Below are 23,171 nucleotides of genomic sequence, written 5' to 3'. Positions count from 1 at the left end.
ACCGGCCCGCACATGGTGCGGGCCGGTCCGGCGTTTATCGGGCCTGGTTGCCGGGCGGGCGGAGGCGGGCGGCGAGGCCGTCCAGCACGTACGCCAGCCCGAGCTGGAAGTTTCCGGCCCAGTCGTCGTCGAGCAGGTGCTGTTGCGCGACCAGGGTCGGGTAGAGGTCACGCTGGTCGTCCAGTAACCGCTGACCCTCCTGACGTTCCTCGGCCGACCAGCGCAGCGCGGTCTGGCTGCCTGCGGACCCCTGGACATGGCTGTACAGGACCCAGCTCGCCGCGGCGACGTCGCGGTGGCTGAATCCGGCCCGGGTCAGGGCGGCTTGGAGAAATTCCATCCAGGACAAAAAGCCGGGGCCGACGGCGGGACGCTGCCGCAGGGGGAGCGCCGCCGACCAGGGGTGTCGCAGCAGTGTCTCGCGCCAGTCGGTGAGCTGGGCGGTGATGTCCGCCCGCCAGTCGTCGCTGTGTTGCTCCGGTGCCGACTCGGCGAACACCGTGTCGACCGCCAGGTCGAGCACGTCGTCCTTGGTGTCGAGGTGCCAGTACAGGGTCGTCGTGCCGACGCCCAGATGCTCGGCGAGCCGGCGCATGGTGAGCTGACCGACGCCGTCCCGATCGAGTAGCTCGACGGCGGCGGTCGCGATGCGCGTGAGGCTCAGTGGCGGGTTGTGGTGACGTGGAGAGGTGGTCCTGAGCCACACACCCTTGCCGGGACGTGCCTGACCGGCCATGGCGTCACCTGCCTTCCGAGCCCTCGTTTGGTCGTTGTGAAGGTGAGCGTAGTACATTGGTCGGGCACCGGAACAACGTTCTGGTGCCCGACCGGCGTTCCACTGGCTCGTGCGCGAGCCCGGCCAGGGGGGCGAGTGCGACAAAGGTGAACGACGTGACCACGGCGGCACCGGCTGCGACCCGCTCGCGATGGATCCTGGCGACGATCTGCCTGACGCAACTGATGATCGTGCTCGATTCGACCATCGTGAGCATCGCGTTGCCGTCCGTGCAGGACGCTCTCCAGATGTCGGACGGGGCCCGGCAGTGGGTGATTACGGCCTACGCCCTGCCGTTCGGCGCGCTGCTCCTGGCCGGCGGTCGGATCAGCGGCATCGTCGGGCACCCCAGGGCACTGGTCTGGGGGCTGGCCGGCTTCGCCGTGGCCTCGACCCTGGCCGGTTCCGCGCCGAACGCGCCAGCGCTCATCGCCGGGCGGGCACTACAGGGATGCTGCGCGGCCCTGCTCGCGCCGGCCGCGCTCGCGTTGCTCTCCACGATATTCGCCGAGGGGCGGGAGCGGGGTCGGGCCTTCGGCGCGTTCGCGGCGGTGAGCGCGGCCGGCTCGGCCATCGGCCTGATCGCGGGCGGCCTGCTCACCGAGTACGCGGGCTGGCGCTGGTGCCTGTTCATCAACCTGGTGATCGTGCCGATCGGCCTGTTCGGCGCTCGTGCGCTGCCGCGGGGCGAGCGCCTCACCGGCGGCCGTTTCCCAGCAGCCACCGAGGTCCTGCTGAGCGTGGCGTCGGTGGTCACGGTGGTGGCCGGGTTCAGCGCGGGGGCGTCACACGGCTGGGCGGACCCGTACACGCTCATCCTGCTGCTGGCCGGCGGGGCACTGCTCGCGGCCTTCGTCGTGGTGGAACGGCGGTCCCGCGACCCGCTGGTGCCCCCGCGCATCGTCGCTCACCGTCGGCGCGGCGGCGCCCTTCTCACCGTCTTCCTGCTACAGCTGGCGCTGTTCGGCTGCTACCTGTTCATGACCTACTTCACCCAGACGGTGCTGGGGTATTCCCCCGTCCGGGCCGGTCTGGTCCTGGTGGTGACGAGCGTGGGCGCGGTGGCCGGCGCGGTGGTCGCCGGACTGTTACACGGCCGGGTGTCGACCCGGGTGATCACCGTGCCGGGTCTGCTGGCCCTCGGCGCCGGCATCCTGATCCTGTCCCGGGCACGGGCGGACACCCCCGATGTCTTCCTGCTGTACCTGCTGCCGGCACAGATCCTCGCCGGGATGGGGCTTGGCTCTGTGCTCACCCCGCTGACCAGCGAGGTGACCGCAGGCACCGACTCCGCCGGCAGCGGTGTCGCGTCGGGCCTCTACAACGCCGTGCAGCAGGTCGGGGCGGCGGTGGGCACCGCTCTGTTCAACACCGTCGCCACGAGCACCACCGCGGGGCTGCTGATCGGCTCGGGCACCGACGCCCCGACGCGGAATGAGGCGACGGTGACCGGCTACGCGACGGCGCTGATCGTCGCGGCCGGCGTCGTGCTCGGCGCGGCCGTCGTGGCCTGGACGATCGGCCGGCCGGACCATCGATCGCAAGGAACGTAGTCAAGAAGAGGTGAGGTTCGATGAAACTCGTGGTGTTCGGCGCGAACGGCCCGACCGGCCGGCTGACCACGGAGATGGCACTGGCTCGGGGACACCTCGTCACGGCGGTGACCCGCCGCCCGGAGTCCTTCCCGCTCAGTGGAGCGGGGCTGCGGGTGGTCGGCACGGATGTGCTGAACGCGGCCGCGGTGGACGCCGTGATCGCGGGGCAGCAGGCGGTCATTTCCAGTCTCGGCGTCCCGTACACGAAGGAGACGGTGCGGGTCTACTCGCAGGGGGCGGCCAACATCATCGCCGCGATGAAGGACCACGGCCTGCGCCGACTGGTCTGCGTGACGTCGACCGGCACCACCGGCGAGCACGCCGAGGGTGAGACGTTCACCTTCAAGAAGATCATCGCGCCGATCCTGCTCCGGATGGGCCGCACCGTCTACGACGACATGGCCCGGATGGAGAAGCTGGTCGAGGCGAGCGGCCTGGACTGGACGGTGATCCGTCCCGCCGGTCTGTTCGACGGCGACGTCGTCACCGACTACCGCGCCGAGCCGCGCCGGCTGCCCGGCCGGTTCACGTCCCGCATCGATCTTGCTGACCTGCTGATTCGCGAGGCGACCGGAGACAATCACCTCGGTCAGTTCATCGACGTGGTCACGACCACCGGCGCCCCGACGTTCGCCCAGATGTTCGTCCGGGAAGCGCTTCACATCGGCAAGTGAACGGCATCGCCCCGGCTGCCGCGACAGCAGCGGCCGGGGCGACGGTCGGCTGCCCAGCCAGGCCCATCAGCCGGGAGATGGTCCGGGCGGGGAGGTCGACCGCGGTCATCAGGTCGCCTGTACCGGCGTGGACGCCGCACGATCAGCCGGCTGCGGTCACCAGGGCATCACGTGGATTCCACCAGGAGAGACCGATCTACCAAGGCCCGTCGTGGACGACCCCGGCGGGCCTCAACATTTGCCGGCAATCGATTATGTCAGGTTCAGCGCCGTCCGAGTCGCTCTCTCCGGCGTCATCGCGTGAGATGCGCCTCCGGCAACCACCGCTGCCTCAAAGGCGGTGCTGTCAGCACCTCGACCATCCCCGCTGCGCATTACAAGCTCATTGTGTTCGCCGCTGGATGCCCCGAGGAGGCAGGATGCGTCTGCACGACGACGTCACGGACTTGTGTACGGACATCTTGGCCGGACTACCGCGAAGTGACCAACGCAGGCGTGGCATGGAATACATCCGAGGGCTCCTCCTGACCCGTGGGCGCAAATCCATTCGCAACATTGCCGCCATATCGGCAGAACCCGCGGCAGAGCAGGCGTTGCACCATTTCGTAAGCGATTCCACCTGGGACTGGATGCCGGTCCGCCAGGCACTCACCCGCCATGTCACCCGGGTTGCCAACGTGTCGGCCTGGGTGCTGCACCCGACGTTGATCCGCAAGGCCGGGACGCACTCGGTGGGGGTAGGCCGGAAGTACTCGCCAGGCCTGGGACAGTCGCTCAACGCGCAGCACGCCGTGGGCCTCTGGGCCGCCACGCCCGACTTCGTCGCCCCGGTCAACTGGCGTCTGCACCTCAACGAGGACTGGCTGGCCGACGAGCACCGCCGGCGGCGCGCGGCCATCCCGGACGACATGGTCGCGCAGTCCCTGGGCGCCTGCACCGTGGAGACCTATCTCGAACTGGGGGTTGCGGCGGACGACCTCGTGCTGGTCGACGCACGGGAGATGGAGGCCGGGATGGTGGTCCGTCGGCTCCGCGCCAGTGGCGCGCCGGTGCTGATCCGCATCCCAGCCGGTCTGCGCCTAGTCGCCTCCGGGCGATCGGCCGCCGAGTGCGCCGGTGACCTGGCGGCGGCGGCACGGCACAGCCGGCGGCCGGTCTTTGGCCTGACGGCGAATCCGCCGGTGCTGGCCGGCACCGTCGCGGTTCGGTTGCCCAGCACCCGGGCACACGACCCACTGCTCATGGTCGAGCTCAGCGCGCCCGGCGGGTCCGGTCCCGGCCAGTTGTGGCTGACCAGCCGCGGCGATGTCGGCCTCGCTGACCTGGTCCGCCTGACGTCGTTGGTCCCACGGGTGGGACACGATCTGGAGATGACCGGTGACCGGGTGGGTCTGCGCGCCTTCACCGGTCGCTCGTACCGGGGCTGGCATCGACACGTCACGCTGGCCTCGGCGGCGCACACCGTCCTCGCGGCGCGGGACTGCGCGGAACCGGCCCTCCGGCGTACGTCCTGAGCGGTGGGCGGGCGCCGCGCTCACCGCGGCGGCGCCCGCCGTACCCGAGTTCCTTCTACCGGGCCACCTGCAGAAGAGTTATCCCCATGGTCATCCCGCCACCAAACGCGGCGAGGAGTAGCAGGTCACCGGGGCGGACCGCACCCGAGCGGCGCAGCTGGTCGTAGGTGATCGGTACCGACGCCGCCCCGGTGTTGCCGTAGACGCCCAACGTGGTGGCGAACCGCTCGAACGACACTCCGAGCCGATCCGCCATGGTGGCGAGGATCCGTCCGTTGGCCTGGTGTGACACCAGGTGGCTGATCTCCTGCGGCCGTATCCCGTGCTCGGACAGGAACCCGGCGATGCCGGGGGTCACGTGGTCGTCGATGAAGTCGCGTACACCGCGCCCGTCCATGGTGAAGTAGTGCGAGCCGTCACGCATGGTTTGCTCCGAGGCCGGCAAGCGGCTGCCGCCGGCCGCCACCCCGACCAGGCCGTGCGCCTCGCTGAAGCTGACCAGCCGGGTGGCAAGGATGCTGTGCGTCGCGCCGACGCCGATCACCGCGGCTCCGGCCCCGTCACCGAAGAGGACCGTCGTGCGGCGATCGCGCGGAGACAGGATGCGCGAGTAGACGTCGGCGCCGATCACCAGCGCCGGGCGGTCGCCATTCGCGGCCACCAGCCGCTCGGCGACGGCCAGGCCATAGCTGAAGCCGCTGCACACCGCGTTGACATCAAACGCGACCGCGCCGCGGCCAGCGCCGATCTCGCTCGCGACGATGCTGGCGGTGGGGGGTTGCGGGGAATCCGGGGTCGAGGTGGCCACGATGACGAGCGCCAGGTCCGCGGCGTCGATGCCGGCATCCGCGAGGGCCATTCGCGCGGCGCTGATCGCGAGGTCAGAGGTCGCCTCGTCGGCCTTGGCCCATCGCCGTTCCCGGATCGCCGTCTTCTCGAACACCCAGTCGCCGGTCACGCCGGCGTGCTCGGCCGCCTCGGCGTTGGTCACCACCCTGCCCGGCAGGTACGAGCCGGTGCCGAGCACGCCGACCGGCCGTTCGCCTCGTGGAAATGTGAGCATTCACCAAATCCATTCCTTCGCCGGAGCCCGTCGACGAAAGCGATACGGACGGGCACGGATTTTGTCGCTTAATGTATGGCACCCGGACCGCCCGAGCAACAGTCGAAAGAGAGATGACACATTAGCCCCGGCGTCCTTGGCAGGGACATGTGCGATCGCAAGGATTCGAATGTGGACGTCAACCCCGACAACGAGCCGGCCGGATCGCCGTGGATGGATGCCATCGACGTGCACCACCACATCATTCCCGACTTTTACAGCGCAGCGGTCCGCGATATGGGCGGCGTCGCTGTGCTTTCCGGTGTCGATCGGCCGTCCTGGAGCGTCGCCAGCAGTCTCGCCATGATGGATCGGCAGGGAATACGCGCGGCCGTGGTCAACCTGTGGCCGGGCGTGCCGATGCTGGAGCGTTCCCGATCCCGCGCTTTCGCGCGCCGACTGAACGAGTATCTCGCCGAATTCGTGGCCGACGGCGCTGGCCGTTTCGGCGCGTTCGCGGTCCTGCCGTTCCCGCACCTCGACGACTGCGTCGAGGAGTTCGTGTACGCGATCGACGTGCTCGGCCTCGACGGGCTCGGGCTGCTGACCAACTACGACGGGATCTACGTCGGGGACCGTCGGCTCGATCCGCTGCTGGCCGAGGCCGAGCGGCGGCGTACACCGATCTTCATCCACCCGGGAGTTCCGCCCTCGGTCGGCCAGCCCACCTTCGGCCTGCCGCTCTCCCTCTACGAGTTCCCGTTCGAGTCGGTGCGGCTGGCCGCCCAGCTTCTCTACAACGGCACCCTGGAAAGATTCCCTGACCTGCCGATGATCCTGCCGCATGGCGGTGGTGGGATCAGCTACTACGCCGACCGGCTCACCTATGGCTCGATCATCAACGGCGAGCTCGCCGCCCGCCTCCCCGACGATCCGATCGCCGTGCTCCGACGGTTGTATTTCGACGTGGCGATGTGTGGTGGCCGGCACTCGCTCGCCTCACTCCGGCTCTTCGCCAACGTCGAACGAATCTTGGTCGGCTCCGACTACCCGTTCATGCCGGAGAGCTTTGGCGCCTCGAACGGTGCGGGAGTGGCTCGCCTCGCGCAGTTCGACCCGCCGGAATGGGCCGCGGTCAATCGCGCCAACGCGGAGAGGCTCTTTCCCCGCTTCCGCCCCACGGAGAGCTTCCCATCCACAGAGAGGTGAAGACATGCTCGACGACACGACGGTCGCCGCTTACCTGGACCGGATCGGCACCTCGCGGCCGGAGCGTCTCGACGCCGACGCGCTGCGGCTGCTGCACGCGCGACACTCGCTGACGGTGCCGTTCGAGACCATCGACTACCACCTCGGCAAGGAGATCTTCGTCGACGAGCGCGTGGTCGAGAAGATCGTGTACCAGCGCCGGGGCGGCGGCTGCGGGGAGATCAACACCTCGTTCCACTATCTGCTTGAATCGCTGGGCTTCGACATCACCATGCACCAGGGCCGGGTCTGGCTCGGGCAGGAATTCACGCCCCCGTACAACCACTCCGTGAGCACCGTGCGGTTCGGTGACGATCGGTGGCTGGTCGATGTGGGGCTGGGCCGCAGTAGTCGCTATCCGCTGTTGCTGGAGTCGCCGCAGCCGCAGGACGACCCGCACGGCACCTTCTCGACCAAGCGGGTCGCCGACAACGCCACCGACGTCTACCGGGCCGACGTGTTGCAGTTCCGCTTCTACGACGAGCCGATCGTGGCCAGCGACGGCATGCAGGTCGTGTGGTGGTACCGCACCTCGCCCGACTCGCCGTTCCTGAAGAACCTGTCCACCACGCTGCCGACGGAGAACGGGCGGGTCATCCTGCGCGAGAACAAGCTCGTGGTGATCGACGGGGATCAGCGGCGGATCGAACGGATCACCAACGACGAGGATCTGCTGGCGGCGTACGACAAGTACTTCGGCATCACGCTCGACAAGCCGCCGGTGCCGAGCCCGCACGCCAACAAGTCAATGCGTATGTCGTACGAACAGGACTGAACCGTGCTGACCGAGCAGCATGTGCAGGACTACCTGGTCCGGATCGGCGCCGACCGGCCCGAGCGCCCGGACCTCGCCGCACTGCGTGACCTGCAGGAGCGGCACACCCTCACGGTGCCGTTTGAGAGCATCGACTATCACCTCGGTCACGAGATCTACATGGACGAGCGGATCGTGGACAAGGTGGTGTACCGGCGGCGGGGCGGCGGCTGCTACGAGATCAACACCGCTTTCTACCTGCTGTTGCAGGCACTGAACTTCCCGGTGACGCTGCACCAGTGCCGGGTCTGGATCTCCGGGCGGTTCACCGCCCCGCACAATCACGTGATGATGACCGTCCACTTTCCGGACACCGGCTCACGCTGGATGTCCGACGTCGGCTTCGGCAAGAGCAGTCGTTTTCCGATGCGGCTCGGCACGACCGAGCCGCATGTGGATCCGCACGGCCGGTTCAGCACACGACGCCCGGAGCCGGACACCACCGACGTGTACCGCAACGATCTGCTGCAGTACCGCTTCTATGACGAGCCGGCCGAGTTGCCAGACTTCCGGCAGAACCTGTGGTGGTACCGCACCCATCCGGCGTCACCGTTCCTGCAGAACATGTTCTGCTCCCTGCCCCTGGAGAATGGCCGCGTCACCCTGCAGGGCAACAAGCTGACCGTCCTCGCCGACGGCCGGCAGACCACCGAGATCCTGGTCGGCGACGCCGCCGTGCTCGAGGCGTACCAGCGTTGGTTCGGGATCACCATGGACGAGCCCCCGGCGCCGGGTCCGTACGCCGACGATTCCATGCGCATGTCCTTCTTCCAGAGTGACGACGGCCTTAAGAGCCTGGTGCTGCGGTGACGACCGTGCGTGCCGCGTACATCGACCGGCTCGGGCCGGCCGCCGCGATCCGGTACGGCGACCTACCCACGCCGCATCCCGGACCGACCGACGTGCTTGTCGACGTCGTGGCCACGACGGTCAATCATGTCGACACGTTTGTCCGCTCGGGCGCGTTCCGGACGCACGTCCCGCTGCCGTTCGTCGTGGGCCGCGACCTGGTCGGTGTGGTCGCACGCTCCGGTGATGGTGTCGCCGAGTTCCACGCCGGGGACCGGGTCTGGTGCAACAGCCTCGGCCACGGAGGCCGCCAGGGCGCCGCGGCGCAGCGGGTCGTGGTGCCCGCGGACCGGCTCTATCACCTGCCTGCGGAGGCGTCGGCGGAGGCGGTAACCGTGCTGCATCCGGCCGCGACCGCGTACCTGGCGTTGGCCGTGCACGGACGCCTGCGTCCCGGCGAGACGGTAGTGGTCGGCGGGGGCGGCGGCAACGTCGGCACGGCGTTGATCACGCTGGCGGTGGCCCTGGGAGGTCGCGTGGTGGCGACCGCCGCGCCCCGGGACGAGACGTTCTGCCGGTCCGCGGGCGCTGCGGAGGTCATCGACTACGCGGCGCCCGATCTCGGGGAACGGTTGTCGGCGGCCTGCCCGGAGGGCATCGGCATCTACCTGGACACCTCCGGCACCAACGATCTGGATCTGGTGGTCGGGCGGCTCGCGGCCCGCGGCCGGATCGTGTTGCTCGCCGGTGCCCGAACCAGGCCGGTACTGCCCGTCGGTGACCTTTACATGATGGATCGGTCGATCGTCGGCTTCGTCATCTCGCACGCGACGACCGCCGAACTCGCGGAGGCTGCCGGCGCCGTCAACCGGCTGCTGGCCGCGGGCCGGCTGAACCCACGGGAGGTGGTCCGCTTCCCGTTGTCCGAGATGGCGAAGGTGCACCAGATGGTGGAGGACGGAGAGATGCGCGGGCGCCGGGCACTCGTCGTACCCGGCTGACCCGGCGGGTGTCACAGCTCGGTGAGCAGGCGGTGGAGGCGGAGCGCGAGCTGTATCTCCAGTGCCCGTGAGGGGCGCTGCCAGGTCGAGCCGAGCAGCCGTGTCACCCGCTCCAGCCGCCGGGTGACGGTGTTCGGGTGCATGTGCAGCAGTTTCGCCGCGTTGGTCGGGCTGCGCCCGGACTGGAAGTACGCGTCGAGCGTTCGGCCCAGGTCGCCGTTGCGGTGCCGGTCGTAGTCCAGGATCGGCTGGAGCGTGGTGTCGATGAACTGGTCGATGCCCTCCCGTCCGGCCAGCAGCATGGGCAGGAAACCGAGCTCCTGCACGGATACGCCACGGCCGCCCAGGTCCATCAGGATCATGATTTCCAGGCAGCGCAGGGCCTGCCGGTACCGTGCGGCCACGCCTACGGGGCCGGAACTGGGGTTGGAGGCGGCTGCCGTCACCGGCCGGCCGAAGAGCGATCGCGACTCGTCGGCGGCCGTTCGGGCGACCTCGGCCGGGTCGGTGTCTCCCGGCAGGAGCAGCACGATGTCGCCGTCGTGCATGGCGGACAGCCCACCGCTACGGGCGGCGAATGCCGCGCTCCACACCGACGCCCAGTGCGGGCTGACGCCGTCCGGACGCAGGACCACCACGACGTACGGCCGGTCCAGGTGGACGTCGAGCCTGCGGGCCTGTTCCACGAGTGTGTCGGCGGGCTTCGGCGAGGTGATCATTTCATTGAGCAGTGCCCGCCGGGCCTGACTCTCCATGCTGTCGTCGAGTTGCCGCAGGATGACCGCCGCCGCCTGGCCGATCAGGAGCAGTAGCTGGTGATCGGGCTCGCCCGGCGCTTTGTCGATCTCGACGAGCAGGCTTCCCATTCGCCGGTCACCGGCCAGTACCGGGACCACCCAGGAACGCACGTCGTGGGTGATCGGATCCCGGCCGGAGGTGGCCGGACCAGGGAGCGCCTCGGTGCGGTCGCCGCGTCCCGCCGTGGGGCGGCTCGCGGCAACCACGAGGCCGTCGGCGGTGCACAGACGCACCGATCCGCCGATCCGCCGGTCCGCCTCGTCGACGAAAGCCTGCGCGTCACCCCTAGCGACGGCCAGGTCGATGAAGCCGTAGTGCACCGAGCGCAGAGCCTGTAGCCGGTCCAGGTCGGCGGCCGCGCGGGCGGACTGCTGCTCGAGCCCATAGAGCCGGGCGATCGCGAGGTCGAGCAGTTGCGTCTTTTCCATCGCCGCGCCGGCCAGCCGGGCGAACGAGGTCAGCTGGATGCGCTCGCTGACGATGATCGCCCGGGGCCGCCGGTCGCTGAGGTACAGCGCGGTGACCGAACGGCGGGGGGCGGATCCATGAACGCGGCCGAGTCGTACGGCGATCACCGGGTGCAACGGTTCCTCGCGGGGATCGCGCGGGCCGACCAAGGGCTGTCCGGCGGCCCCCCGGGCATCGTCCGAGAGACACCAGAGAGACAAGCCGTCGAGCAGCGCCGCAGCGGACGGGTGGTTCCCCGGCAGGCGCAGTTCGCTGCCCATGCCGGAGCCGTCCACCGCGCGTACGGTGATCGCGGGCCCCTCCTCGGACACGACGGCGACGAATGCGACAGGTGCGTCGAGCAGCCGCCGCCCCTGACGGGCGATGTCCTGGAGCAGGGTTCCCTCGTCCTGCGGTGGGACGAGGCCCTGCACCTGGTCGGCAACTCCGTCCGGCTCAGCGACGTGTACGAATCCGTAACGTGGGTGGGCCGACAGCAGCGGTTCTGCAAGCACGGTGGTGCCTTGGTCGATCTTCGTAGACATGACTCTCCCCGTGTCCATAGTCGCGTCCCGGGCGTTGGCGCGCGGCACCTCCCGACGATGCCGAGCGGGTGTGCATGTCACATCACCCATCGTCACGCCGCGCACTTGGATCGCTACCCGAGATCCAGGCTAGAGCGTCGGACGGCGCGAAGAATATGGCGTGAATCAAGTAATTCGCCGGTCGGCGCGAGCGACGGTGGCGACCTGATGGATCAGCTTCGAACGCTTTGACCCCCCCGGAAGTCGTTACCGACGATTCTCCCCATGGCCCAAACCGAGACCACCACGCCACTGTTCGAAGCACAGGCGGAACTCATCGTCGAAGCCACCCCGACCGAGGTGTACGCGCTCGTCAGCGACCTTCCCCGCAGCCGGGAGTGGAGTCCCGAGTGCACCGGAGGCGAGTGGATCAGCGGCACCCCCGGTACGCCCGGCGCGGTGTTCCGCGGGCACAACCTGCGCGGCGAGGACGTCGTCTCCTGGGCGCCGGTCGTTCGCGGCACCTGGACCACCGAGGCGGAGATCCACACGGCCGTCCCCGGCACGGAGTTCAGCTGGGCGATGCGAGACAGCCAGGGCCGTGCCCAGACGAGCGTGTGGGCCTTCCGGATGATCCGGGAGCCGAACGGCTGCCGGCTCGTGCACCACTTCCGGATGGATACGCCCACCGAGGGAATCCGGAAGATCACCCAGGACATGGGCGACGACGAGCGCCGGCGGTTCATCACCGAATGGGGCGCCAAGGTCGGCGCCGACCTGCACGAGACGCTGCGCCGCATCAGGGCGATCGTCGAGAGCGAGCGGTAGGAGTCCTGACATGTTTCTACAGAGAATCGCCAACCGAGGCATCCAATTGGGCACGCTCTTCGAGCGAGCCGCGGCCGCCCACCCGGGCACCGACATCACCCTCGACCACGACCTCGACGTGGCGCCGGAGCTGGGGCGGCGGATCACCGTCGGTGCCATCGCCGACCTGATCGCCGACCTCGCCTCCCGGCTGCACGCCGCGGGGGTGCGGCCCACGGACCGCGTGGTGGTGTACAAGTCTCACAATTTCGACATCACGCTGACCGCATGCGCGCTGGCCCGGATCGGCGCCGTGCCGGTGCTGCTCTCTCCCCAGCTCGACGGCGCCACGGTCCTTCAGCTGATCCGTCGCGCCGGCCGGCCATACCTGCTGACCGACCGCGCCAAGCTCGAGCACGAGCTGCCGGAGCCGGTCTTCACCGAGACCGCCGGGGTGCTGCTCGCAGCCGGCGAGCATCCCCGTACCACCGCCCTGCGGGCGCTCACCGGCGTGCCGGAGGTCGCTCCGATCATCATGGCGCCGGACCAGCCCACCCTGATCACCCACACCTCGGGCACCACCGGCATACCGAAGCTCGCCGTCCACACCAGCCGGACGCTCCAGGCGCGCTACCGACCGCAGGCGTCGATCGCCGCGCTGGTCCGGCGCCGCTGCCCGGTGGCCATTCACGTCTCCTTCGTGCACTCCCGGCTGTTCACCGCGCTGGCGATCACCCTGTTGCGGGGGTTTCCGCTGATCGTGCTGGCCGACAACGACCCGGACCGCGCCGCGGATCTGTTCGCGGCCCACCGGCCGGGCGTGCTGGAGACCCATCCCAACTCGTTCCTGCGCTGGGAGCGGTTGGCGGACGACCCTCGTCGGCCGCTCGCCGCGGTGCGCTACTTCAGCAGCACGTTCGATGCCATCCATCCACGGACCGTGCGGCGGATGCTCGCGGCGTCCGCGTATCCGAATCCGGTCTTCGGTCAGTTGTACGGGCAAAGCGAGGTCGGTCCGGTGGCTGCCCGCGCCTTCACCCGCAAGCGGCCGGAGGGCGCCGACGGGCGCTGCGTCGGCATGCCGTTCCCCGGCATGACCGACGTGCGGGTGGTGAGCCGGGACGGGCGCCGCCCCACCTCCGAGAATCCCGGCTACATCGAGGTGCGTACCGACGGGCGCATCGTGACCTACCTCGGCGAGCAGGAGCGGTACGAGGGTCAGCGTCACGGATCGTGGTGGCGGATGGGCGACCTGGGCTACCGGACCCGGTGGGGTTGCCTGCACCTGCTGGACCGTGAGGTGGACGAGATCGACGGGTTCGGCAGCACGCTCGCGGTCGAGGACACCCTCTTCACCCAACTCGACGAACTCGTCGAAGTGATCATCCTGCCGGCTCCGCAAGGGCCACCGGTCCCGGTGATCTGCACTGACGGGGACCGCCCGCTCGACATCGCCCGCTGGGCCGCCGCGGTCGCCACCCTGCCTGCCATGGCACCGCCCGTGCAGTGGCGTCTGCAGGACCTCCCGGAGACCGCCACCACCAAGATCAAGCGGCTGGAGCTGGCCCGACAGCTGCTCGACCGGGGCAGCGCGGCGAAATGAGCACGCGAGCGCCCGTACGTGTCCTGGTCGCCGGAGGCGGCATCGGCGGGCTCGCCGTCGCCCTCGCGGTGGCGGCACACGGACATCACGTGACGGTCCTGGAACGCCAGCCGGAGTTCACCGAGCTGGGCGCGGGTATCCAGCTGGCGCCCAACGGCCTGTACGCGCTGGACGTGCTGGGCCTGGGCCCGCAGGTCCGGGCGAGCGCCGTCGCGATGTCCGAGCTGCGGTTCATGGACGGAGTGAGTGGCGAGCACGTCACCAGCATGCCGCTGACCGAGGAGTACGAGCGTCGATTCGGCAGCCCGTACGTGGTGGTCCATCGCGCAGAGCTGCACCGCCAGCTGCTCGACGCCTGCCGAGGGCGGCCCCGGATAACCCTGCGCCCCAACGCGTCGGTCGCCAGGTACACACAGTCCGCGGCCGGCGCCACCGTCCATCTGGATTCCCGCGAACAGCTGCCGGCCGACGTGATCATCGGAGCCGACGGCATCCACTCCCGGATCCGCCGTCAGATGATCGACGACGGCGAGCCGCGTAACTCCGGCATCACCGCATACCGCGCCATCGTCCCCATGGACCGGGTTCCCGCCCGGGTACGCCGGGACGCCGTCACCTGGTGGGCCGGCCCGGACTGCCACTTCGTGCACTACCCGATCAGCGGCGGCGCCTACCTCAACATGGCGGCCAGCCACTTCAACGGCGCGTCGACGCTGATCGCCGGCCGTCCGACCGAGGGCGCCCTGGTGCGGGCCGCGATGTCCCAGCTCCCTGCGGTCCGCGACCTGCTGAGCCTGAGCGACGACTGGCGTGCCTGGGTGCTGGTCGACCGGCCACCGATCGACGGCTGGACCGACGGCCGGGTCGCCCTGCTCGGCGACGCCGCGCACCCCATGCTGCACTACGCCGCGCAGGGGGCCTGCCAGGCCCTGGAGGACGCGGTGGTACTCGGCGACCTGCTCGGCCACGGCGTCGAGCCGGTGAGCCGGGTGCTCCTCCAGTACGCCGCTGCGCGACGGGAGCGAACCTCGGCGGTACAGGGCATCTCCCGCGACAGCATCCGGCTCTGGCACGCTGCCGGCGACGCCGCGTCGGCCCGCAACCGCGCACTCGCCGCCATGGCGCCGGAACAGCTGCACGACACGGTGGCCTGGATGCACGGGGCTCGGGTAGCCGCCCGACGACCGAGTGAAGCCATGCAATGACCCGTACCGGTCATCTGGAGATCTGTGTCGTCGGCGCCGGACCGCGCGGCCTGTCCGTCCTGGAACGACTCTGTGCCCAGGAACGCCACGATCGGGCCTGCGCCAGCATCACCGTGCACGTGGTGGATCCCGCCGTCCCTGGTTCCGGCGCGGTGTGGCGCACGGACCAGTCACGGCTGCTGCTCACCAATACGGTCGCCTCGCAGATCACCGTCTACACCGACCCGAGTTCTCGGCTGGGCGGCCCGATCGAGCCTGGACCCAGCCTCTACGAGTGGGCGAAGAGCGTGGCGCTGCTCGGCCCGCTCGGCGGGCACGACCAGGCCATCCTCGACGAGGCCCGGGAACTCGGCCCCGACGACTATCCCAGCCGGGCGTTCTACGGCCATTACCTGCGGGACAGTTTCCGTCGGGTCGTCGCGAACGCGCCGCCGCACATGTCGGTTCGCTCTCACCGTTCCCGGGCGGTGGCGATCGCCGACACCTCGGGCGTCACCGGCGGCCCGCAGGGCGTACGCATGGCCGACGGCACCCGGCTGCACCACCTGGACGCCGTCGTGCTCACCCTGGGTCACGTGGCCTCCCGGCTGGATCCCCGGCAGGCCCGCGCCGCGAGCTTGTCCCGGATCCACGGGCTGACCTACCTGCCCCCAGCCAGTCCGGCCGACGTCGATCTGGATCACATCGTCGCGGGTGAGCCGGTGCTGTTGCGGGGGCTCGGGCTGACCTTCTTCGATTTTATGATCCTGCTGACGGTGGGTCGGGGGGGAACGTTCGACCGGGCCGACCGGCGCCTGCGGTACCGACCGAGCGGGGCCGAGCCGATGCTGTACGCCAGTTCGCGGCGCGGAGTGCCGGCGCACGCCCGCGGCGACAACCAGAAGGGGGTGTCCGGCCGGTACCTGCCCCGGCTGCTGACCGCGGAGGCGGTGGCGCAGTTGCGAGCGCGTCGTGCGCGCGGCGAGTCGATCCGGTTCCGGCGGGACCTGTGGCCACTGATCGCCACTGAGGTGGAGAGCGTCTACTACGCGACGTGGCTGCGCCGGGCGGGGTCGGTCGACCAGGCCGATTCCTTCGTGGAGCGCTACCTGGCCGCGCCGCGAGGGCGGCACGCGGCTCTGCTCGACGAGTGCCAGGTACCGACGGTGGACCGCTGGGACTGGGATCGGCTGGCCCATCCGTACCGTGATCGCACCTTCGGCAATCGGGATGATTTCCGGGCCTGGCTCATCGAGTACCTGGCTCGCGACGTGGCCGAGGCGCACGCGGGCAATGTTCATGGGCCGCTGAAGGCCGCTCTGGACGTTCTTCGTGATCTGCGCAACGAAATCCGCCTGGCGGTCGATCACGGCGGCATCGACGGCGACTCCTACCGCGACGAGCTGACCGGGTGGTACACGCCGCTCAACGCGTTCCTGTCGATCGGTCCACCGGCTCGGCGCGTCGAGGAGATGGTCGCGCTGATCGAGGCGGGTGTCCTGGAGCTGACCGGGCCCGGTACCCAGATCGTCATCGACACGCAGACGCCGGCGTTCGTCGCGACGTCGCGGGTGGTGCCCGGGCCGCCGGTGCGTGCCGGAGTTCTCATCGAGGCGCGACTACCCGAGGCGGATCTGTCCGGCACCGCCGAGCCGTTGCTGCGCCACATGCTCGACACCGAGCAATGCCGGCCGTACCGGATCCCGTACGGCAACGGAGGCAGACATGAAACAGGAGGACTGGCCGTGACCGAACGTCCCTACCGGGTCATCGACGCCCAGGACCAGGCCCACCCTCGCCGGTTCGCGTTCGGTGTGCCCACCGAGTCGGTGCACTGGGTCACCGCGGCCGGCGTCCGGCCCGGCGTCGACTCGGTGATCCTGGCCGATGCCGACGCGATCGCGTCGGAACTCAGGTCACTGCCGCCAGTGGGGCCCACGGTGACCGACCGTGACGCCTCGGGGGTCGCCGGCATCCACGGGGTGATCGTGTGATGGGCAACGTGGACGTGGCAGTAGACAGCGGGCTGCTGTCGCCGGTGCGCGCCGGCACGAGGGTCGAGCAGGTCGTCGGGGACCGGGCCTGGCTGCAGGCCATGCTGGACGCCGAGGCGGCGCTGGCCCGGGCGCAGGCCCGGTTGGGCACCATGCCGCTGCAGGCCGCCGCGGTGATCACCCGTACTGCCCGGGCCGAGCTCTTTGACCTCCGGGAGATCGCGCTGGCCGCCCGGGACACCGCGAATCCGGTGGTGGCCCTCGTCAGCCGACTCACCCGAGCCGTCGCGGAGCTCGACCCCGCATCCGCCGAGTACGTTCATCGGGGCTCCACCAGCCAGGACATCTTGGACACTGCGGCGATGATGGTCGCACACCACGCACTGGGCGTGGTGGACGGCCATCTCGGCGAGGCCGCCGACGCCTTCGCCGAGCTGGCCCTCGTTCACCGCGACGTGCCGATGGCCGGGCGCACGCTGGCCCTGCACGCCGCGCCCACGACATTCGGGCTGAAGGCGGCGGGCTGGCACCAGTTGCTGGTGGACGCGCGTGTCCGCCTGCGTCGGGTACGTGACGAGGGCCTGCCCGTGTCGCTGGGCGGGGCGGCCGGTACCTTGGCCGGCTATCTCGAGTACGCGGCGCTGGACGGCGTCACCGAGCCCGGTCCCGAGTACGTGGACGGCCTGGTGGTGGCGTTCGCGGAGGAGACTGGGCTGAGCCGGCCGGCGCTGCCGTGGCACACGCTGCGTACTCCGTTGGCGGACCTCGCCGCGGTGCTCGCCTTCGTGGCCGGCGCTCTGGGCAAGATCGCGGTCGACGTGCTCTCGCTCGCCCGCAGCGAGGTGGGAGAGGTGGCGGAGCCTGCGGCCAGCGGTCGAGGTGCCTCCTCGGCAATGCCGCACAAGCGGAATCCGGTCTTCGCCACGCTGATCCGCAGCGCCGCTCTCCAGGTGGCGCCGATGGCGGCCGGACTCACCCAGGCGCTGGTCAGTGAGGACGAGCGGTCCGCCGGGGTGTGGCACGCCGAGTGGTTGTTGCTGCGCGAGTGCCTGCGGCTGACCGGCGGTGCCGCCGAGACGGCCGTGACACTGGCACGAGGGCTGGTCGTCCACCCGGACCGGATGGCTGCCAACCTCACGATCACTCGCGGCCAGCTCACCTCCGAGCGGATTGCCGCCCAGCTCTCCCGTACGGTCGGCCGGGACCGGATCAAGGAGGTGCTGACCCGGGCCTCCGCGGAAGCGGAGGCCACCCTGCGTAGCCTGTTCGACGTTCTGGCGGAAACACCGGAACTGCGGGACCGTTACACCGCCGAAGACCTGGCTCGGATCGGCGATCCGACCCGGTATCTCGGCGCGGCGGGCCACTTGGTGGACGGGGTGCTCGGCGACCGGCCGGGCCCTAACGGAGCACGGTGATGAGCTGGTCGGGCCCGCCATACGGCTCGTCCAGACCCGGACGCGCACCTACCTGGTGCTGATGAACGCCGAAAACCACAGGCGATTGGGAGTGGCCGACCGGCCCATCACGGAATGAGCAGCGCCTTACCCGGGATCGACCGAGCCTCCATCGCACGGTGAGCGTCGGCTGCCATGGACAGCGGATATTCCTGTGCGATGACCGGACGTACCCGTCCCGCCGCGGCGTCGGTCAGAGCCTTGCCTGCGAGCCGCACCATGTCCGGCGCCTCGAACTGAACGTCCGCGATACCACGCACCACAACGCCGCGGGAGCCGGTGCTCTGTTGGTCCGTTGTGGCGAAGTCACCGCTCGCCGCCCCATGCGACGACACGCGTCCGCCGTCGGCCACCAGATGGAATGCCTGCGTGCCTAGAGCGCCCCCGACGCCGTCCAGCAGCACGTCGACCGGTAGGCCGCCGAACGCGTCGCGTACCGCGTCGGTCCAGTTGTCCTCGGTGTAGTCGACGACAGCGTCGGCGCCGAGCCGCCGCACCAGCGCGAGCTTGACCGCGCCACGGGCAGCCCCGACGACCTGTGCACCAAGCTGGTGCACAAGCTGGACCAGCAGCGTTCCCATGCCGCCCGCGGCTCCCAGGATCAGCACCCGGTCGCCCGGCTTGACTCCAACTCCGTCGATGATGCCGGTAGCGGTGACGCCGTCGTGCGCAAGAGCAGCCGCGGCCCGCAGGTCCAGACCGTCGGGGACCGGCACCAGCCGGTCCGTGCCGGTGCGGATCAGCTCGGCATAGGATCCCCGCGTTCCGGGGCCGGCAACGACTCGTCGGCCTAGCCAGGATTCGGGGACGCCCGAACCGGTGGAGACCACCGTTCCCGCTGCTGCGCCGCCGGGTACATACGGCAGAGTGACACCGAACACCTCGCCCCAACCACCCCGGATCTGGGTTTCGAGATAGATGGTGTCGATAGCCTCGGCCCGTACGACAACCTCGCCGGTCCCTGCTTGCGGGTCGGGCAGGTCTACCGGCGCCAGTACCGCCGGACCGCCGTACCTGGTTACCTGAATCGCACGCATGTGTTTGCCCCTGATCCGTCTGGCCCGCCGGTGCCGGACCGCCGTTGACAATTTCTGTTGGCGACGTTAGAACTTCAACATTGGTTGAAGTCAACCGGAAGGCGAGATGGACTGATGGCATCGTTCACCGTCGGAGACGTCGCCCGGGACAGCGGTGTAAGCAGTTCGGCGGTCCGGTTCTACGAGGCTCGTGGCCTGATCACCGCCATCCGTACCAGCGGCAACCAGCGCCGGTTCGATGACCACGCCGCCTGCCGGGTGAGAGTTGCTCAGGTCGCCCAGCGGATCGGGCTCAGCATCAACGAGATCGCGACCCTGCTGGGGACCCTTGGCCCGAGTCCGACGATCGATGACTGGAAGCGGCTCCACACGGAACTGACCGCCGAAGCCCACAGACGTATTGCCGAACTTCACCAGACACTCGACGACATCAGTTCCCACCGAAAACTCTGCGAGCTGTGACCGGCGGGAGGACCGGCGATCGGCGCGACCACGATCGGGCCGAGTGAGTCGCCGTATGTCGGACCCTATTGCGGTGGGGGCTTGGGGAAGGAGTGCGGGGAATGTGTTCAGGGGTTCCCCGCACTCCTCCCGAGGAAGGGTCAGACTCTGGCCGCTTCCTCAACCTCGGCCGGGGGTGCCGAGGTGGTCTTTGGTGCCCGACGTCCGGGCATCCACCAGTTGGCGTTGCCGCACAGTTCCATCACCGCTGGGACGAGGATCATCCGGATGATCGTGGCGTCGACGAGCACGGCGACAGCCATGCCGAGACCGATCTGCTTGACCGAGACGTCGGGGCCGAGCAGGGCGGTCGTGAAGACGGCGATCATGATGGCGGCGGCGGCGGTGATGACCTTGGCGGTCCGTGCCAAGCCGCGCGTGACGGCCCTGCGGGTGTCGCCGGTGGCCTCGTACTCCTCCCGGATCCGCGAGATCAGGAAGACCTCGTAGTCCATCGACAGGCCGAACAGGAGCGGGAACATCATCATCGGCACCCAAGTCGTGATCGGCATCTCGGTGGGGAACCCGAGGACCGAGCCGAGCCATCCCCACTGCACGACCGCGACCAGCACGCCATAGGCCGCGCCGATCGACAGCAGGTTCATCACCGCGGCCTGCAGCGCGATCGTGACCGACCGGACCAGCAGGAGCAGCAGCACCAGGGACAGCACGATGACGACCCCGATCATCAGGGGCAGTCGTGAGCTGGTGTCTTCCGCGTAGTCGATCGCGCCGGCGTTCGGGCCGCCGAGGTAGACGTCTTCGCCGCCTGGCGTCGCGGGCAGCACGTCGTCGCGCAGCTTGTGCACCAGGTCCGCGGTCGCCTCGTCCTGGTACCCGGTCTTGGGGAACGCCATGAAGATGGCGGCCTGCCCGTCCTCGCTGATCCGTGGTGGAGTCGAGTAGGCGATGCCGTCGGTGTTCCGGACCGCCTCGACGACGGGGCTCAGGTCGGCGTCGCGGGAGTCGACCGCAGCGGCGAAGATGAAGGGTGCGCCGTATCCGGGGCCGAAGCCCTCCGAGAGGATCTCGTACGAGGTGTAGCTGCTCCGGTCACGGGGCTGGACGCTGGCGTCGGGCAGGCTCAGCCGCATCGACAGCGCGGGTGCGGCCAGCACCAGGAGGATCGCGGTGGCCAGGACCGCGGCGATGAGTGGCTTGCGCTGCACCACGCCGGCCCAGCGCTCGGCGGGCGTGGAGCGCTCCCGCGCCGGCATGCCGGTTGCCGCCGTCCGGCGGGCCGTCCGACGGGGGAGGCTCAGCGAGTTGATCTTGAGTCCGGTGAAGCCCAGGAGCGCCGGCAGCAGGGTGACCGCGGCGCTCATCGTCACCAGCACGGTCGTCGACGCGCCGATCGCCACGCCGATCATCATCTTCTGGCCCATGGCGACCAGGCCCAGCAGCGCGATCACCACGGTCGTGCCGGCGAAAAGAACCGCGTGACCCGCGGTGGTGATGGCCTTGACCGTGGCGCTCTCGGGATCGTCGCCCTCCTGCAGGCTGTCCTTGTATCGGGTCAGGATAAACAGTGCGTAGTCGATTCCGACGCCGAGTCCGATCAGGACGGCCACGATCACCGTGAAGTCGGGCGAGGGGATCAGGTGCCCCGCGAGCTGCATCAGGGCTATGCCGCCGATTACCGCCAGCAGTGCGGTTATGAGGGGCAGGCCCATCGCCACCAGCGACCCGAAGGCGATGAACAGGATCACCGCTGCCGCCAGGATGCCCACCGCTTCGGCCGTGCCTTGCGGGGGCGTCTCCGCCTCCTCGGCCTTCTCGCCGCCCAGCCCCAGCGTCACCCCGTCGGCGGATGCGTCCTTGACGGTGTCCACCAGAGGCTTGACCTCGGACATCGATACGTCCACATTGGTCAGCGGAATGGTCGTCCTGGCGATACGACGATCCGCCGTCACGAGGTTCTGGTCCTCGTACGGCGAGATCACCGGCCCGGTGATGGGCGAGGCGGCCAGGTCGGCGAGGACCTTCTCGATCTTCTGCCGAGCGGCGGGGTCGTCGATCCCCTTGTCCGCCTTGATCGCGAGCGTGAGCGTGTCGCCCTGCTGGTCGGGGAAGTGCTTCTCGATCAGGGCCTGGGCCTGGGCGGAGTGGGAGTCCCCGCCGGAGAACGAATTGTCGGAGGGAGCGCCGTAGCTGAAGCCGAGGAACGCCACGGCGACGACGCCGACGATCCAGCTCAGGAGCACCAGTCGACGACGCCGATAACAGAACCGGGCCAGTCCCGCCAGAGCTCCATCAGTACGTGGACTCTCGGTAGGCATCAGCTTCTCCTCATAGTTATTTAGCTTGCAGTGCAATACTCGTGTTCGGGGGTGCCCGCGTCGAGATGCAGATGAAGGCACTTTTCGGGCCGCGCTACCACGGGCGCGGTACTCCATCCGCAGTACAGCTCGTCGGCATTCGCCGTCGTCGGGAGGGGACAGATTCCGACAGTCGACGCATTTGCGGCTCTATGTCGCATTCGATGCTTTGAGCATTACCGCTGGTGGTGATCCGGCGAGGGCTTTCAACTGGCTGCAACTGTCGTCAAAATCGGTCAATGCGTATTAACTGAGCCGCAATTTCAGGATATTGACGCGCCGGACCGCTCGGAAATACCGGACCGGTCCGGCGATCGGAGTGTCTGTTGTCTCCGCATCGATGTCGTGATGCTCAGGTGTCCTGGTAGACGGCTCGGGCGATCGTCAATCTCGCGCCGATTCACCGCGACCTGAGGCGGCATACGGCGCAGCGCTTGCGCGATCGCGCAATTTTGTACGACGCACGAGGTGTGTCGATGCTCGACCGCTACCCTCCGGTAGCGCACGAATTCCGCGCGTCGGGTGCTTCGATTGGACGAGCCATGGTGACCATTCCGACCCGGCAGTCGCTCGATCCGGTCGACGGGCGCTGCGTCTGGTAGGTGTGGTGCGGCGGCCCACGGTGACTGTGCGTTCGATCAGGAACACCTGGGGCGATGCGCGGTAGGCGAGGCCGGCGGGGACGGGCTGCACCCCCCGCTGGTGCGCAGCCGCAACGGCCTTGGTCGCCCGCACACCTCGGTGGACAGCCCCGCCGCTGATCTACGGCGCCAGAGTGCCGGCGGCAACGTAGACCTACCCGCGAGGGGGTCGCCGTGTCCCTGTCAGCGGTCCACCAGCTCCGCCCGACTCGGCGACACGCCTCCATCACCTGCACGACAAGGGGTAGTAAGTCAGGTCGGGACGGGCGAGCGATGCCCCGGCTGAAGGTGAGCGAAAGAGTAGCGGGGAGTAATGCCGTTGACGTTACTGCTCAGTTTGGTCCGATATTGGTCGCGGCTGCCCGAATGGCCACGACTTACCCCTGATGCCTGGTGGTCGGGGGTGCG

Annotated in this window: 18 protein-coding genes; 13 read left to right on the top strand and 5 right to left on the bottom strand. The window is 69.3% G+C overall.

Annotated features, from left to right (window positions below; all coding sequences use genetic code 11):
* Positions 1-34: 34 nt before the first annotated feature.
* Positions 35-736: a TetR/AcrR family transcriptional regulator gene (locus AB0C01_RS14135; protein WP_357571304.1), complete on the bottom strand. Its 702-nt coding sequence runs from the start codon at positions 734-736 to the stop codon at positions 35-37.
* Positions 737-891: 155 nt separating this feature from the next.
* Between AB0C01_RS14135 and AB0C01_RS14130 the strand changes: the two genes are divergently transcribed.
* The 3 genes from AB0C01_RS14130 to AB0C01_RS14120 all read left to right on the top strand — a co-directional run bounded on the left by AB0C01_RS14130 (position 892) and on the right by AB0C01_RS14120 (position 4,558).
* Complete coding sequence (locus tag AB0C01_RS14130) at positions 892-2,328, top strand: MFS transporter (RefSeq protein ID WP_357571303.1); 1,437 nt, start codon at positions 892-894, stop codon at positions 2,326-2,328.
* Between the two features lie 20 nt (positions 2,329-2,348).
* A complete protein-coding gene (locus tag AB0C01_RS14125) occupies positions 2,349-3,044 on the top strand; it encodes an SDR family oxidoreductase (protein WP_357571302.1) in 696 nt (231 codons plus the stop codon).
* A gap of 77 nt (positions 3,045-3,121) precedes the next feature.
* Positions 3,122-4,558 (top strand): transposase, encoded by a 1,437-nt coding sequence (locus tag AB0C01_RS14120; protein WP_357571337.1) that lies wholly within the window; start codon positions 3,122-3,124, stop codon positions 4,556-4,558.
* 55 nt (positions 4,559-4,613) lie between these two features.
* Here the strand turns inward: AB0C01_RS14120 and AB0C01_RS14115 are convergent, their stop codons facing one another.
* Entirely contained in the window at positions 4,614-5,621 is a 1,008-nt protein-coding gene (locus AB0C01_RS14115) for a ketoacyl-ACP synthase III (RefSeq protein ID WP_357571301.1), read from the bottom strand.
* Positions 5,622-5,792: 171 nt separating this feature from the next.
* On the opposite strand from AB0C01_RS14115, the gene AB0C01_RS14110 reads away from it, so the two are divergent.
* Genes AB0C01_RS14110 through AB0C01_RS14095 form a run of 4 tightly spaced genes read left to right on the top strand, consistent with a single transcriptional unit; the run spans position 5,793 to position 9,452 of the window.
* The gene (locus tag AB0C01_RS14110; RefSeq protein WP_357571300.1) at positions 5,793-6,809 is read left to right on the top strand and encodes an amidohydrolase family protein; all 1,017 of its coding nucleotides are present in this window, start codon (positions 5,793-5,795) and stop codon (positions 6,807-6,809) included.
* 4 nt (positions 6,810-6,813) lie between these two features.
* On the top strand, positions 6,814-7,623 hold the full coding sequence (locus AB0C01_RS14105; protein ID WP_357252416.1) for an arylamine N-acetyltransferase: 810 nt from the start codon (positions 6,814-6,816) through the stop codon (positions 7,621-7,623).
* Between the two features lie 3 nt (positions 7,624-7,626).
* Positions 7,627-8,472, top strand: coding sequence for an arylamine N-acetyltransferase (locus AB0C01_RS14100; protein ID WP_357252413.1), 846 nt, complete (start codon positions 7,627-7,629; stop codon positions 8,470-8,472).
* A complete protein-coding gene (locus tag AB0C01_RS14095) occupies positions 8,469-9,452 on the top strand; it encodes an NADPH:quinone reductase (RefSeq protein WP_357252410.1) in 984 nt (327 codons plus the stop codon). Before AB0C01_RS14100 ends, AB0C01_RS14095 begins: the two co-directional genes overlap by 4 nt.
* A gap of 11 nt (positions 9,453-9,463) precedes the next feature.
* Here AB0C01_RS14095 and AB0C01_RS14090 read toward each other — a convergent pair whose 3' ends face one another.
* Positions 9,464-11,242, bottom strand: a complete 1,779-nt coding sequence (locus AB0C01_RS14090) for a helix-turn-helix domain-containing protein (protein WP_357571299.1) — start codon at positions 11,240-11,242, stop codon at positions 9,464-9,466.
* Between the two features lie 264 nt (positions 11,243-11,506).
* Between AB0C01_RS14090 and AB0C01_RS14085 the strand changes: the two genes are divergently transcribed.
* From AB0C01_RS14085 to AB0C01_RS14065, 5 genes are read left to right on the top strand one after another with little or no spacing between them, the layout of a single operon-like run.
* On the top strand, positions 11,507-12,049 hold the full coding sequence (locus AB0C01_RS14085) for an SRPBCC family protein (protein WP_357252404.1): 543 nt from the start codon (positions 11,507-11,509) through the stop codon (positions 12,047-12,049).
* A 10-nt stretch (positions 12,050-12,059) separates the two neighbouring features.
* Positions 12,060-13,631: an AMP-binding protein gene (locus AB0C01_RS14080; protein WP_357252401.1), complete on the top strand. Its 1,572-nt coding sequence runs from the start codon at positions 12,060-12,062 to the stop codon at positions 13,629-13,631.
* The gene (locus AB0C01_RS14075) at positions 13,628-14,836 is read left to right on the top strand and encodes an FAD-dependent monooxygenase (protein ID WP_357571298.1); all 1,209 of its coding nucleotides are present in this window, start codon (positions 13,628-13,630) and stop codon (positions 14,834-14,836) included. Before AB0C01_RS14080 ends, AB0C01_RS14075 begins: the two co-directional genes overlap by 4 nt.
* Complete coding sequence (locus tag AB0C01_RS14070) at positions 14,833-16,809, top strand: FAD/NAD(P)-binding protein (RefSeq protein ID WP_357571297.1); 1,977 nt, start codon at positions 14,833-14,835, stop codon at positions 16,807-16,809. Before AB0C01_RS14075 ends, AB0C01_RS14070 begins: the two co-directional genes overlap by 4 nt.
* A complete protein-coding gene (locus tag AB0C01_RS14065) occupies positions 16,809-18,227 on the top strand; it encodes an adenylosuccinate lyase family protein (RefSeq protein ID WP_357252392.1) in 1,419 nt (472 codons plus the stop codon). The genes AB0C01_RS14070 and AB0C01_RS14065 overlap by 1 nt, the downstream gene beginning before the upstream one ends.
* A gap of 107 nt (positions 18,228-18,334) precedes the next feature.
* On the opposite strand, the gene AB0C01_RS14060 is transcribed toward AB0C01_RS14065, so the two are convergent.
* Positions 18,335-19,303: a zinc-binding dehydrogenase gene (locus AB0C01_RS14060; RefSeq protein WP_357571296.1), complete on the bottom strand. Its 969-nt coding sequence runs from the start codon at positions 19,301-19,303 to the stop codon at positions 18,335-18,337.
* A gap of 114 nt (positions 19,304-19,417) precedes the next feature.
* On the opposite strand from AB0C01_RS14060, the gene AB0C01_RS14055 reads away from it, so the two are divergent.
* Positions 19,418-19,765 carry a MerR family DNA-binding transcriptional regulator gene (locus AB0C01_RS14055; protein WP_357252386.1) on the top strand — a complete coding sequence of 116 codons (348 nt, stop codon included), beginning with the start codon at positions 19,418-19,420 and terminating at the stop codon, positions 19,763-19,765.
* Positions 19,766-19,905: 140 nt separating this feature from the next.
* On the opposite strand, the gene AB0C01_RS14050 is transcribed toward AB0C01_RS14055, so the two are convergent.
* A complete protein-coding gene (locus AB0C01_RS14050) occupies positions 19,906-22,200 on the bottom strand; it encodes an MMPL family transporter (protein ID WP_357571295.1) in 2,295 nt (764 codons plus the stop codon).
* Positions 22,201-23,171 lie beyond the last annotated feature (971 nt).

Origin of the sequence: Micromonospora sp. NPDC048905, from assembly GCF_040649655.1 — a bacterium.
Lineage (GTDB): Bacteria > Actinomycetota > Actinomycetes > Mycobacteriales > Micromonosporaceae > Micromonospora.
Note: the sequence above shows the minus strand (reverse complement) of the source record. Positions and strands in the feature narration are given on the sequence as shown.